At 73.1% G+C, this 12,318-nt stretch carries 14 protein-coding genes; 6 read left to right on the top strand and 8 right to left on the bottom strand.

The window, feature by feature from the left end; all coding sequences use genetic code 11:
* Positions 1-181 precede the first annotated feature (181 nt).
* Together DWB68_RS09270 and DWB68_RS09265 are read right to left on the bottom strand one after the other, a co-directional pair.
* Positions 182-388, bottom strand: a complete 207-nt coding sequence (locus DWB68_RS09270; protein WP_119424858.1) for a hypothetical protein — start codon at positions 386-388, stop codon at positions 182-184.
* Between the two features lie 8 nt (positions 389-396).
* Complete coding sequence (locus DWB68_RS09265) at positions 397-684, bottom strand: DUF1905 domain-containing protein (protein ID WP_119424857.1); 288 nt, start codon at positions 682-684, stop codon at positions 397-399.
* Positions 685-912: 228 nt separating this feature from the next.
* On the opposite strand from DWB68_RS09265, the gene DWB68_RS09260 reads away from it, so the two are divergent.
* Positions 913-1,365 (top strand): Lrp/AsnC family transcriptional regulator, encoded by a 453-nt coding sequence (locus DWB68_RS09260; protein ID WP_119424856.1) that lies wholly within the window; start codon positions 913-915, stop codon positions 1,363-1,365.
* Positions 1,366-1,374: 9 nt separating this feature from the next.
* On the opposite strand, the gene DWB68_RS09255 is transcribed toward DWB68_RS09260, so the two are convergent.
* Complete coding sequence (locus tag DWB68_RS09255; protein ID WP_119424855.1) at positions 1,375-1,944, bottom strand: hypothetical protein; 570 nt, start codon at positions 1,942-1,944, stop codon at positions 1,375-1,377.
* 65 nt (positions 1,945-2,009) lie between these two features.
* On the opposite strand from DWB68_RS09255, the gene DWB68_RS09245 reads away from it, so the two are divergent.
* Positions 2,010-7,214, top strand: a complete 5,205-nt coding sequence (locus DWB68_RS09245; protein WP_233548703.1) for an Lhr family ATP-dependent helicase — start codon at positions 2,010-2,012, stop codon at positions 7,212-7,214.
* On the opposite strand, the gene DWB68_RS09240 is transcribed toward DWB68_RS09245, so the two are convergent.
* Positions 7,211-7,633: a cupin domain-containing protein gene (locus DWB68_RS09240; RefSeq protein ID WP_119424854.1), complete on the bottom strand. Its 423-nt coding sequence runs from the start codon at positions 7,631-7,633 to the stop codon at positions 7,211-7,213. The two genes, DWB68_RS09245 and DWB68_RS09240, sit on opposite strands and share 4 nt — an antisense overlap.
* A gap of 84 nt (positions 7,634-7,717) precedes the next feature.
* Here DWB68_RS09240 and DWB68_RS09235 point away from each other — a divergent pair, with 84 nt between their 5' ends.
* The 4 genes from DWB68_RS09235 to DWB68_RS09220 are packed head-to-tail and all read left to right on the top strand — an operon-like array spanning position 7,718 to position 10,093.
* Complete coding sequence (locus tag DWB68_RS09235) at positions 7,718-8,134, top strand: VOC family protein (RefSeq protein ID WP_119424853.1); 417 nt, start codon at positions 7,718-7,720, stop codon at positions 8,132-8,134.
* 20 nt (positions 8,135-8,154) lie between these two features.
* Positions 8,155-9,069, top strand: coding sequence for a DNA-formamidopyrimidine glycosylase family protein (locus DWB68_RS09230; RefSeq protein ID WP_119424852.1), 915 nt, complete (start codon positions 8,155-8,157; stop codon positions 9,067-9,069).
* Between the two features lie 5 nt (positions 9,070-9,074).
* Positions 9,075-9,647 (top strand): GNAT family N-acetyltransferase, encoded by a 573-nt coding sequence (locus DWB68_RS09225; RefSeq protein WP_158588271.1) that lies wholly within the window; start codon positions 9,075-9,077, stop codon positions 9,645-9,647.
* Positions 9,644-10,093, top strand: a complete 450-nt coding sequence (locus tag DWB68_RS09220; protein WP_147391630.1) for a hypothetical protein — start codon at positions 9,644-9,646, stop codon at positions 10,091-10,093. Before DWB68_RS09225 ends, DWB68_RS09220 begins: the two co-directional genes overlap by 4 nt.
* A 23-nt stretch (positions 10,094-10,116) precedes the next feature.
* Here the strand turns inward: DWB68_RS09220 and DWB68_RS09215 are convergent, their stop codons facing one another.
* From DWB68_RS09215 to DWB68_RS09200, 4 genes are read right to left on the bottom strand one after another with little or no spacing between them, the layout of a single operon-like run.
* The gene (locus DWB68_RS09215; protein ID WP_119424849.1) at positions 10,117-10,545 is read right to left on the bottom strand and encodes a DUF6389 family protein; all 429 of its coding nucleotides are present in this window, start codon (positions 10,543-10,545) and stop codon (positions 10,117-10,119) included.
* Complete coding sequence (locus tag DWB68_RS09210) at positions 10,542-11,126, bottom strand: GNAT family N-acetyltransferase (RefSeq protein ID WP_119424848.1); 585 nt, start codon at positions 11,124-11,126, stop codon at positions 10,542-10,544. The genes DWB68_RS09215 and DWB68_RS09210 overlap by 4 nt, the downstream gene beginning before the upstream one ends.
* Positions 11,126-11,650: a GNAT family N-acetyltransferase gene (locus tag DWB68_RS09205; protein WP_119424847.1), complete on the bottom strand. Its 525-nt coding sequence runs from the start codon at positions 11,648-11,650 to the stop codon at positions 11,126-11,128. Before DWB68_RS09205 ends, DWB68_RS09210 begins: the two co-directional genes overlap by 1 nt.
* Complete coding sequence (locus DWB68_RS09200) at positions 11,647-12,276, bottom strand: TetR/AcrR family transcriptional regulator C-terminal domain-containing protein (protein ID WP_119424846.1); 630 nt, start codon at positions 12,274-12,276, stop codon at positions 11,647-11,649. Before DWB68_RS09200 ends, DWB68_RS09205 begins: the two co-directional genes overlap by 4 nt.
* Positions 12,277-12,318: the final 42 nt, after the last annotated feature.

The following is a 12,318-nucleotide window of genomic DNA, read 5'->3' as shown; positions in this document are numbered from 1 at the left end:
TCCTGAACAATCCGCGTCCTCGAGGACGCGTTTTGTTCAGGAGGGCGCGGTTTTTCGTGAGGGCCAGCGGGGTGCCCGACGACGCGTGGCCGGGTTCGGTGGCACACCGCGGTTTCCTGGACGCGCAACGGTTTGCTCGCCGCTCTCCGTACAGCAAACCGTTCGCGGCCGAGGGCGGCGGTTACGGCTGCGGAGGCGGGGGTGGGTTCAGCAGGTTCTGGTTGAACTGCTGTTGCTGCATCAGCAGAACCTCCTCGTCGGAGGCCGGGCGTTGCCCCGTGCCCGCGCGACGGCGGCTCGAGGCCCTCACCGTCAACGCCACGATGAACACCAGCAGCGCCAGCGCCAGCACCGAGACCAACACCATGAGCAACGTTCCGAAGTACATGACTCCCCCTAGATCAGCCGCCTGCTGAGGTGGATCGTCACGGTGTCCCCGACGTCCTTGCCGAGCGCTTTGCGCAGCTTCGCGGAGATCGAGACCATGTGCCCGCCGCTGCCCGTGGGCATGAACGCGCTGGTCAGCGGCAGCCCGTCGACGGTCCCCACGACCTTGACCGACTTCCCCGTCCCGAAGATCTCCTTGGACCCGGGCAGCTCCACACAGGGCCAGGTCTCGCCCTTGATCCGAACGCCGATCGGCGCGTCGAACGTGATGTCCAGGTCCTGTGACTCGAAGGCCACGGCGTCCCCCTAGGCTCGTGTGTGGTGCCGCCAGCGTACTCGGCGCGTCCTCGCGGCCCCGCGCCCAGGCGAAAACGACAAACGGCGTGCTGCCGTCAGGGGGCCTACACTCCGCCCTGACCACAGCACGCCGTTCGACGTTTTGATACCACAATATTGCGCCCCCAAACCCGCGCAACCGGATGCTGTCTGCGGCGCGCAACTTGCCGATCTGTGCAACGATTGAGCGTGGACAGAATCGATCGCGCAATTATCGAAACCCTGCGCGTGGACGCGCGCATCTCCAACGTCGCCCTCGCCGACCGCGTGGGCCTCACGCCGGGCCCCTGCCTGCGCCGCGTGCAGAAGCTAGAGCACGACGGCGTCCTGCTGGGTTACGAGGCCCTGGTCAGCCCCAGCGCGGACAAGACCTCGTTCGAGGTCATCCTCGACATCGAGCTCACCGACTTCTCGGCCGCCACGGTCGAGCGCTTCGAACAGACGATGGCCGGCTGTGACGGGGTCCTGGAGGTCTACCGCCTCTTCGGCCAGCCCGACTACTTCGCGCGCGTCGCCGTCGAGAACCTGCCCACCTACGAGAAGTTCCTCTCGGGCACGCTGCTGGCCATGCCCGGCATCCAAAAGGTCTCGAGCAAGTTCCCCATGAAGGTCGTCAAGTCCCTGCGCCCGCTAGAAGGCTGACCGCGGACCCTACTTCTTCAGCTGCGCCTCGATCGAGGCCATGGCCCGCCCCAGCGCCGGCTGCGCGTCCGAGCCAACCCGCGGTTGGGCCTCCTTCAGCACGGCCAGGGTCGCCTCCCACTGGGCTCGCGTGGCCTCGATGCTCATGGACGGCAGCTGCGTGCGCGGGTGGCCGTTGTCGATGAGCTCGTTGTCGAGGAAGTTCCCCCGCTCCACCACCGCGGTGGCGGCCCTCAACGCCGGCTGGTCCGCCCCGTCGCCCCAGGACGCCGCGGCAATCTCGACGGCATCCACCAGACCGGGCCAATCGGCCCGCTCCAGGGTGAGGGAGGTTCCCGAACCCAGCGACCCGGCGTCGAACATCCCCACGGCCTGGGCCTCCTGACGCGAGAGCACCTGGGAGTAGCTGTACCCGGCGATCGCCCGCGGGGCGGCCGGCTCGTTCTTCTCCTCGCCGCCGTTGGCGAGCGAGATGTAGACGATCAACCCCACCACCAAGGCGAGCGCGATCAACCCCACCACGAGCGGCAGGAAGCTGCGCTTCTCGTCGTCTCCGCTGTTGATCTTGTCCGCCACCATCGCCTGCGCCTCATCACGTCCGGTCCGCGAAGGGCATCTCGTCGCCCTCCACGCGTACCCTGACCATGATGCCGCAATCCCCGAGCGCCGCGAGCGTGCTTGAGCGTTTCTCCCCCGCCACCCGCGAGTGGTTCCAGGGGGCCTTTCCCGCGCCCACCACGGCCCAGATCGGCGCGTGGGACGCCATCAGCCGGGGCCACCACGCCCTCGTCATCGCCCCCACCGGCTCGGGCAAGACCCTGTCCGCGTTCCTGTGGGCGCTCGACTCCTTCATCAGAAACGCCCAGGGCCAGGGCACCCTGCCGGGGCTGGACCCGGCCACGGGCGCCATCGCCCCGCGCGCCTCGCTCCAGGACAAAGCACAAGCCGCCAAACGCAAGCACCACAACGAGGGCACCCGCGTCCTCTACATCTCCCCGCTCAAGGCCCTCGGTGTTGACGTGGAGCGCAACCTTCGCTCGCCCCTCATCGGCATCACGCAGACGGCCCGCCGCCTGGGCGTCCCCGTCCCCGAGGTCTCGGTCGGCGTGCGCTCGGGCGACACCACCCCGGCCGAGCGCCGCGCCCTCGCGAGCCACCCGCCAGACGTCCTCATCACCACGCCGGAATCCCTCTACCTCATGCTCACGTCCAAGGCGCGCGAGTCGCTCACGCGCGTGGACACGGTCATCGTGGACGAGGTCCACGCCGTCGCCAACACCAAGCGCGGTGCCCACCTGGCCCTCAGCCTCGAGCGCCTCGACGCGATCCTGCCGCAGCCGGCGCAGCGCATCGGCCTCTCCGCCACCGTGGAGCCCCGCGAGGAGGTGGCCCGCTTCCTCGGCGGCTCGCGCCCCGTGGCGATCGTGGCCCCCGAGTCCACCAAGGCCTGGGACCTGACCATCACGGTCCCCGTGCCCGACATGGCGGACCTGCCCAGCGCCTCCGCCGCGCACGACCTCGGCCCCGGCTCCTCCCCCGAGCCCAACGCGTCCATCTGGCCGCACGTCGAGGAAAAGATCGTCGACCTCATCGAGGCCAAGAACTCCACGATCGTCTTCGCCAACTCCCGCCGTCTCGCCGAGCGCCTCACGGGCCGCCTCAACGAGATCCACGCCGCGCGCCTGGGCCTCACCGAGCAGGGCCCGGCCTTCACGGTGGGCGGCATCGGCTCCTCGAGCCGCGAGATCCTTCAGCCGGCCGCCTTTGGCCGGGGCCTCGCCGCCGACGGCGACGAGGGCGCGCCCGTCCAGCTTTCCGAGGTGCTCGACGCCGCGTGGCCGGGTGGGGTGCCCGCCGCCGCCCCTGGCGGGGCCCTCCTGCCCGACGCCACGTGGCCGGGTGCCGGGGACGGCACCCCGGGTGCCCCGGGGCACCCGGGCGCGGATGCGTCGTCGAGCATGGAAGCGAACTGGAGAATGCCCGCGAACCGGGCTCCGGCCCAGGTCATGGCCCAGGCCGGGCAGACGGCCGGCGCGCCCGAGCTGCTCGCCCGCGCGCACCACGGCTCGGTCTCCAAGGAACGCCGCGCGCAGATCGAGGACGACCTGAAGTCGGGCCGGCTGCGCTGTGTCGTCGCGACGAGCTCGCTTGAACTCGGCATCGACATGGGCCTCGTGGACCTCGTGATCCAGGTCGAGGCCCCCGGCTCCGTCTCCTCCGGCCTGCAGCGCGTGGGCCGCGCCGGCCACCAGGTGGGCGCGCCGTCCACCGGCGTGTTCTTCCCCAAGCACCGCGGCGACCTCGTCTCCAGCGCCATCACGGTGGAACGCATGCTCGCCGGGCGCATCGAGTCCATGGCCGTCCCCGCGAACCCGCTGGACATCCTGGCCCAGCAGACCGTCGCGGCCTGTGCCCTGGGGCCCATCGACGTGGAGGAATGGTTCGAGCTGGTGCGCGGCAGCGCGCCGTTCGCCTCGCTCCCCCGCAGCGCCTTCGAGGCCACGCTTGACCTGCTCGCGGGCAAGTACCCCTCCGACGAGTTCGCCGAGCTGCGCCCGCGCGTCATCTGGGACCGCGACGCCGGGACGATCGAGGGCCGCCCCGGCGCCCAGCGCCTCGCCGTGACCTCGGGCGGCACCATCCCCGACCGCGGGCTCTTCGGCGTGTACCTGGCCGGCTCCGAGGACGCCGGCACGGGCAATCGCCGCGTGGGCGAGCTGGACGAGGAGATGGTCTACGAGTCCCGTGTGGGCGACGTCTTTGCGCTCGGCGCCACGAGCTGGAAGATCGAGGACATCACGCACGACCGCGTGCTCGTCACGCCGGCGTTCGGCCAGCCGGGCAAGCTGCCGTTCTGGCACGGCGACGGCCTGGGCCGCCCTGCCGAGCTCGGCGCGGCGCAGGGCGCGTTCCAGCGCGAGCTCGCCGGCGCCGAGGACGGGCCGGCCCGCGAGCGCCTCGCCGCGATGGGCCTGGACGAGTGGGCGCAGGACAACCTGCTGGCCTATCTGCGCGAGCAGCTCGAGGCCACGGCGACCGTTCCGAGCGACACCACCCTGGTGCTCGAGCGCTTCCAGGACGAGTTGGGCGATTGGCGCGTCATCCTGCATTCCCCCTACGGCATGAAGGTCCACGCGCCGTGGGCCCTCGCCGTGGGCGCGCGCCTGCACGAGCGCTACGGATTGGACGGCTCGGCCATGGCGGCGGACGACGGCATCGTGCTGCGCGTGCCGCTCATGGACGACGAGCCGCCGGGCGCCGAGCTCTTCCTCTTCGACCCCGACGAGCTGCAGGAGGCCGTGACCGCCGAGGTGGGCGGCTCGGCGCTTTTTGCCGCGCGCTTCCGCGAGTGCGCCGCGCGCGCCCTCCTGCTCCCCCGCCGCGATCCTGGCAAGCGCACGCCCCTGTGGCAGCAGCGCCAGCGCGCCTCGCAGCTCCTGGAGGTCGCCGCCAAGTACCCGCAGTTCCCGATCATCCTGGAGACGGTGCGCGAGTGCCTCCAGGACGTCTACGACCTGCCGGCCCTCAACGCGCTCGCGACCGCCCTGCAGTCCCGCAAGATCCGCGTGGTCGAGGTGCAGACGCAGGCGCCGAGCCCCTTCGCGCAGTCCCTCCTCTTCGGCTACGTGGCCCAGTTCCTCTACGAGGGCGACTCGCCGCTCGCCGAACGCCGCGCCGCCGCGCTCTCGCTCGACCCCTCTCTCCTGGCCGATCTGCTGGGCCGCGAGGAGCTGCGCGAGCTGCTAGACGCCGACGTCATGCTGGCCGTCGAGGCCGAGGCCCAACGCCTGGCCCCGCAGCGCCGCCTGCGCGGGCTCGAGGGCGCCGCGGACCTCCTGCGCCTGCTCGGCCCGCTCTCCGCGGACGAGCTCGCGGCGCGCCTGCGGGACCCCGCGGCGACGGATGACGTCGAGGACGCACCCCACGCGAGCGCGGAACAGGCCGAGGCCTGGGCACAGGAGCTCGTCGCGAGCCGCCGCGCCCTCGCCGTTCACCTCAACGGCCGCGCCGTCTACGCCGCGATCGAGGACGCCTCCCGCCTGCGCGACGCCCTCGGCGTGGCCCTGCCCATGGGCGTGCCACTCGCCTTCGTGGAGCCCGTCCCGGACCCGCTGGGTGACCTCGTGGGCCGCTACGCCCGCACCCACGGCCCGTTCACCGCGAGCGAGGCCGCCGCCGCGCTCGGCCTCGCCGGCGCCGTCGTGACCCAGACCCTTCAGCGCCTCGCGCAGGAGCAGCGCGTCACGCCGGGCGAGTACCGCCCCGCGCCCAGCGGCGAGCAGGAGTGGTGCGAGAAGGAGATCCTGCGCCGCATCCGCCGCCGCTCCCTCGCCGCCCTGCGCGCCGAGGTGGAGCCCGTGGAGCAGCCCGCGCTCGCCCGGTTCCTCGCCGATTGGCAGTACCTTCCCCAGCAGCTGCGCGGCGTCGACGGCGTGGCCCTCGTGGTGGAACAGCTCGCGGGCGTGCCCGTCCCGGCCAGCGCCTGGGAGGGCTTCGTCCTGCCCTCGCGCGTCCGCGGCTACCAGCCGGCCTGGCTGGACGAGCTGCTCACCTCGGGCGAGGTCATCTTCTCCGGCGCCGGCTCCCTCGCGGGCGACGACGGCTGGGTGTCCCTGCACCTCTCCGACTCCGCTCCCCTCACCCTGCGCCGCGACGAGGACTTCGAGCCGAGCGCCCTGCACCTGCGCATCCTCGAGGCCCTCGCCGGCGGCGGCGGCTGGTTCCTCGGCCAGCTCGCCGCGCGGCTCGAGGGCGAGGGCCACGTCCCCGAGGCCCAACTCGCCGCCGCGCTGTGGGACCTCGTGTGGGCCGGGCTCATCACGAACGACTCCTACGGCGCCGTCCGCGGCATGCTCTCGGGCGGCAAGGCGGCCCACAAGCGCAAGAGCGATCCGCGCGCCCGCACGGCGCGCCTCGGCCACGTGCGCGGGCTGCGCGCGCGCGGCTACGGGGCGGGGCTCGGCCGGGGCCTCAGGCCCGACGGCGCGGGCTCACCCGACGCGTTCGGCGCCGCCTCGGGCGGCGGCTGGGCGGGCGACGCCGGCGCGGACGGATCCGGTGCCGGCCGCCCCGCAACGGGGGCCGCGCCGGGTGGCGAGCGGGCGCCGTCGGGCATTGAGCGCTACGGCTCGGGGCGTGCCGCGCCTCCGTCGCTGCCGGCGGCCCAGGGGCGGTGGAGCCTGCTACCCACGCCCGAACCCGACGCGACGCTGCGCGCCCACGCTACGAGCGAGGTGCTGCTTGACCGCTACGGCGTGCTGACGAAGGGCTCGGTGCAGGCCGAGGACGTGCCCGGCGGCTTCGGGATGCTCTACAAGGTGCTCTCGCGCATGGAGGAGCAGGGCATCGCGCGCCGCGGCTACTTCGTGGAGCGGCTCGGCGCCGCCCAGTTCTCCACGGCCGCCACGGTGGATCGGCTGCGCTCGCACGCGCGGGACGAGGACGCGCGCCGGGAGGCGCCCGTGGCGCTGGCCCTGGCCGCGACCGACCCGGCCAACCCCTACGGCGCGGCCCTCGCGTGGCCGTCGTTGCCCGTGCCGGAGGGCGCCTCGGCGACCGCCACGGGGCACCGCCCGGGCCGCAAGGCCGGCGCCGTGGTGGTGCTCGTGGACGGCGAGCTGGTGCTCTACGTCGAGCGCGGCGGCAAGACGCTGTTGTGCTTCGACGAGCGCGAGGGCGTGCTCGCCGCCGCCGCACCGGCCCTGGCCGAGGCGCTGTGCACGGCGCGCGTGGAGAAGATGAGCATGCAGAAGGTCAACGGTCTCGCGATCCTCGGCACGCCCGTGGCGCGCGCGCTCGTGGCGGCCGGCTTCGGGACGCTGCCCTCGGGGCTGCGCTGGCGGGGTTAAACCACGGCGTCGCGCTGCCAGGCGAGGATCTCGGGCGTGAGCTCGAGGAGCGTCTTGTCGTTCCCGCCCGGGGACTTCACGAAGAGCAGCCGCGTGCCGGCCGCCGACTTCTGCGCGTGGGGATGGCCGGGCGCCATGGCCAGGAAGTCCCCGGCGTTCAGGGTGTGGACGACGTCCGCGTCCAGATCCCACATGAGGATCCGCCCGGCCAGCACGTAGATGAACTCGCCGTTCTCGGGGTGGAAGTGCGGCGGTTCAAGCGAGACCTCGGCGTAGTCGACGATCCCGATCTCCGTGGCGCCCACCGTCGGGTTGGCGAGCTCCTGCGGCCGGGCCAGGTCCCCCACGAGGTACTGCCGGGGGTTGACGGTGAGCGCTGCCTCGATGCCGGCGCCCGGAAGCACATGAAATCCGCTCATGGATTTCACCCTAACCGGGCGGTGCGTCCGGGGGTGTTTGTAGGCTGGTCTCCCGAGCAAGCCAGCGATCACCCGGAGGCTCCCATGGCAGCGCTGACCCCCTTCCTCATGTTCCAGGGCGGCACGGCCCGGGCGTGGGCCACGGCCACCCTCGAGGCGTTCGCCGCCGCCGGCGTCGCCGCCTCACTCGAATCGGAGGAGCTGTACGACGACGCGGGGCCGGGCCCCGCGGGCACCGTCGCCGCCGGCTTCCTCGTGGTGGCGGGCCAGCGCCTGCGCTACTTCGATTCCTTCGTGAACCACGCGTTCGACTTCACGCCCTCGCTCTCGCTCTTCCTCGACGTGGACGACGCCGCTCAGGTGGACACGCTCGCCGCCTCGCTGGGCGAGGGCGGCGGCACGCTCATGCCCGCCGGGGAATACCCCTTCAGCCCGCGCTTCGCCTGGGTCAACGACCGCTTCGGCGTCTCCTGGCAGCTCAACACGCCGCCGGCGTCGTGAGCGCGCTCGAGGGCTGAAACATGCCGGAAGGCGACTCCCTCGCCCGCGTGGAGCGGAGCCTGCGCCCGCTCCTGATGGACACCCCGCTCGTGCGCAGCGACTTCCGCGTGCCCTCCATGGCCACCCTGGATCTGCGCGGGCGGGCCATCACCGAGGTCGCCGCGTACGGCAAACACCTCTTCCTGCGCGTGGACGGCGGCGACGTCATCCATTCCCACCTGCTCATGGAGGGGCGCTGGCTCGTGCTCGCCCCCGGCGAGCGCTGGACCGTCCCCGCCGCCCGGGTCCGCGCCGTCCTGGAGACGGAACACGCGCAGCTGCTTGGCGTGCAGCTCGGCGTGCTCGAGGCCATCACGCAGCCCCGGCGCGAGGAGATCGTGGCAGCACTCGGCCCCGATCCGATCCACGCGTGGGACGCGGAGCTCGCGCTCGCGCTGCTGCGCGCCGATCCCGAGCGATTGCTCGGCGCCGCCCTGCTCGATCAGCGCGTGGTCGCCGGGATCGGGAACATCTTCCGCTCCGAGTCGCTCTTCGTGGCCGGGCTCTCTCCCTTCTCCCGTGTGGGAGAGCACGACGACGCGGCGCTGGCTCGCGTGCTTGAGGTCGCCGCGGCGCAACTCAGGGAGAACGCGCAGCGCGCCTCCCGGCGCACCGCAGGTCCCAGCTGGCCGGAGCGGTATTGGGTCTACGGGCGGGCGGGGCGCCCCTGCCCGCGCGCCCACGGGCGCGTGGAGAGCGCGCCGCTCGCCGACCCCACGCTGGCCCGCGGCTACGTGGGTGGCGACAGCAGCGATCTGCGCTCGGTCGCGAGGGACGTGTTCTGGTGCCCGCGCTGCCAGCCGGGGCCAGCGCCGCCTTCCTTGCCGGATGCCACGGGGTCGTCTCGCGTTCGCGGCGCCGGCGTGCGGCCCGGCCGAGACCGGCGGGCGCGATGAGCCGCGTGAGCGCCCCCGGCGAGCCGGGGCAGCGAGAGGCCAGGCAGGCCGCGCCGGCGCCGCGCGGAGGGCGCGACGCAACGGACGCCCCCGCGCCTCGGGGCTGGGTGGTGCGGCCGGCCACCGCGCGGGACGTGGCGAGGGTGCTGGCGCTGTACTCGGCCGATCGCCGGGACACGAGCGCCCCGGCGATCGCGGCCGCGATCCACGAGGTGGACGCCTGCGCCGTGGTGGCGGCGGACGCCGCCACGGGCGCGCTGCTCGGTTTTGGCAAGACCCATCGCTGGGGTGAATCGCTCGGCCCCGCCCCCGCCGGGCTGTATCTGGGTGGTTCCCTGGTCCGTTCCGTGGCCAGGCGCCGCGGGGTCGGGCTTGCCCTAGTGCTGGCCCGCGCCGGGTGGGCGGCGGCGCGCGGCGAGGAGCTGTTCTCGGTGTGCGCGGCGGACAACGTAGCGAGCGTCGCCATGCACCGCGCGGCGGGCTTCGAGCCGCTGGCCGGCGCGGCCGGGATGCGTGGCATCATCGGTGGCGGACGCGAGGGCCTGCTCTGGCGAGCGCCCACGCAGGAAGGGGCGTGATGGATCTCGGAACCTTGCTCTTTGAGCTCTCGGAGCTCGAGCGCGGGCAGGAGCGCTTCGTGTGCACGGCGTTCAGCGTCCGGGAGGGCGCGGTCGTGCTGAGCGCGGCGGGCCGCGAGGTGACCGTGCCGCTCGGGGCCACCCGGGGTGAGCTGCATCGGCTCCTCACCGAGGCCGGCATCGCCCTGGACCCGCCGCACGAGGGCGAGCTGCCTCCCATCGAGGCCGGTGGCCCGCACCTCGACTGGGTGGAGCTCCTGCGCGACCTCGCCTCGGGCCCGGACGATCTCGCGAGCACGGGAACCGGCCTGCTCCTGAGCGCCTCGACCGACGGGTCCTCAGCGCTCGTCACCCTCCGGAACGCGCGCGGCGTGCGCCACCACCCCTACGCCTTCGACGGCAGCTATCCGGCCGCCGTCGCCCTGGACTTCGCGACGGACCCGTAGCCCACACACGCGCGGCGGCCCCGCTAGCAGCCGTCGGCCTGCCGGACCACGGCCTCAGCGCGGTCCGCGAAGCGCTCGTCCCAGATCCGCCCGATCCAGGCCGCGATCAGCGCACCGAGTGCCGCGCGGGGGTCTTCCGGCTTCGTCATGGGCTCGAAGATCCCACCCAGCGGCGCCTCCTCTGCGTTGAGGTGCACCTCCCCGTCCTCGCCGAAACTCACGTTGAGCAGCTGCCGCGATGCATCGCTCGCGCGCGCCGCCTCCCAGTGCTGCCGCCCCATGGGCGTGACCCAGACGGAGGGAAGCCAGGGAGCGTCCTCGTCCGTGAACACGCTCAGTTCCAGCTCCACGTCGAAGCCCTGCACGGCGGCAAGCGTCCGTTCGGCCCGCTCGATCGCCTCCGGCTCGGCGGAGGCCAACACCCGCGTCCAGAACGCCTCGAACTGACTCATGCGCGCACCCAACCCGGATCGGTGGAGAGCACGGACATGAGATCCTCGCTCAGCCACGCGCCGTCGAACTCCATGACGTCTCGACGCGTTCCCTCGTGGACAAAGCCGGCCTTGTCGTAGGCCCGGCGGGCCCGCGGGTTGAACGTGAACACGGTGAGGGAGATGCGATGCAGGCCCGCCGAGAGCCCGTGGGCCACGGTGAGCCGCGTGGCTTCCGTCCCGAGGCCGCGCCCGCGCCCCTCCGGCCCCATGAGGATCCTGAAGTTGCAGGAGCGGTCCTCGACGGAGAGCTCGTTGAGCACCGCCTCGCCCACGCAGCGCCCCGTCGCGGCGTCGACGATGGCCAGGTCGAGCCGGTCCGGCTGCGCCGCGCGGCTGCGGTACCACTCGAGGGTGCGCTCATCCAGCTCCGGAGAGGCCGCGGCGGCCTCCGCCGTGGACCCCACCGAGCCGGTGAGGATCTGCACCTCCGGATCGGCCAGGATGGGGCCCATCGCCGCGATGTCCTCCTCGGTGAACGGGCGCAGCAGCACCCGCTCGCCGCGCAGCGTGGGCTTGGCGGCCAGGGCGTCCCCGCGCATCACGCCGCCCCACCGGGGACGTGGTACTTGAAGCCCACGTGGGAGCCAACAAAGCCGAGCCGCTCGTAGAAGCGGTGCGCGTCGACGCGGGCGGCGTCCGAGGTCAGCTGCACGAGCGAGGCACCGCACGCGAGCGCGGCGGGGCCCATGACCCAGCGCATCATCTCCCCGCCGATCCCCGCCGAGCGCCGCTCGGAGGACACGCGCACGGCCTCCACCAGGAGCCGCGTTGAGCCGCGGCGGGCCATCCCGGGGATCACGGTGAGCTGCATCGTCGCCACCGCCACGCCGCCGCCGTCGCGCGCCAGGAGCAGCACGTTGGAGGGATCCGCCTGGATCGCGGCGAGCGCGGCGGCGTAGCGCTCCCTGTCCCCCTCGGCGGCGACATCGCCGCGGGACGCCGACACCGCGTCGTCGGCCAGGAGGGCCATCAGGGCATCCAGGTCACCGGGAACGGCGGCCTCGAGGCGCAGCGTTCCCGCTCGAGAGGCCAGGGTGACCGGCAGCGTCAGCGAAGAGATCATGAACCCATCGTGGCAGAGCCGCTCCCCCGCGTCAGCGCCAGCCCGGAGGCGATGTCCAGGTCGGTGGGGCCGCCGGCGAAGCCCGCCTCGTGCGCCAGCACCGCCCCGAAGACCGCCACCCAGAAGGTCTTGCTCGCGCGCGCCACGCCGTGGCCGGCGGCCCAGCCCTCGCGTTGCAGCCGCCGCTCGAGGAAGCGCTCGGAGCGGGCGAAGAGCACCTTCAGGTATCCGCTGGCCAGCTGCCCGAGCTCCTCGTGCCCCCTGGCGAGCGCGAGCGCGGAGGTGAGGGAGGGCAGCGAAGGCAGCGCGAGGGCGGTGCGGGCCAGGGCCCGGCCGAACTCCTCGGGGCTCCTCGCACCCCGCGCCACGCGGGTCAGTCGGCCGGAGTCGCGCAGCAGCAGGGCGAAGGCTGCCTCGAGGTACAGGCGGTCCTTTGAACCGAAGTGGTGGGTGATCTGGTTCGGGAACACGCCGGCGGCCTCGGCCACGTGCTTCACCGTGAACTGGCCCGGGGTGCGCGTCAGTGCCAGCGCCGAGGCGGCGGCGCGGATCAGGGCGCGGGTGCGGGCGCCCTGCCGGTTCGCGGTCGACGACGAGGCCGGGGACGGGGCGGGGGAACTGGACATGGATAGATTGTATGCCGTACAACTTTGTTTGTACGCAATACA

This window comes from Galactobacter valiniphilus, assembly GCF_003575975.1.
In the GTDB taxonomy this organism is placed as follows: Bacteria; Actinomycetota; Actinomycetes; order Actinomycetales; family Micrococcaceae; genus Galactobacter; species Galactobacter valiniphilus.
This window is presented reverse-complemented; position numbering and strand designations above follow the sequence as displayed.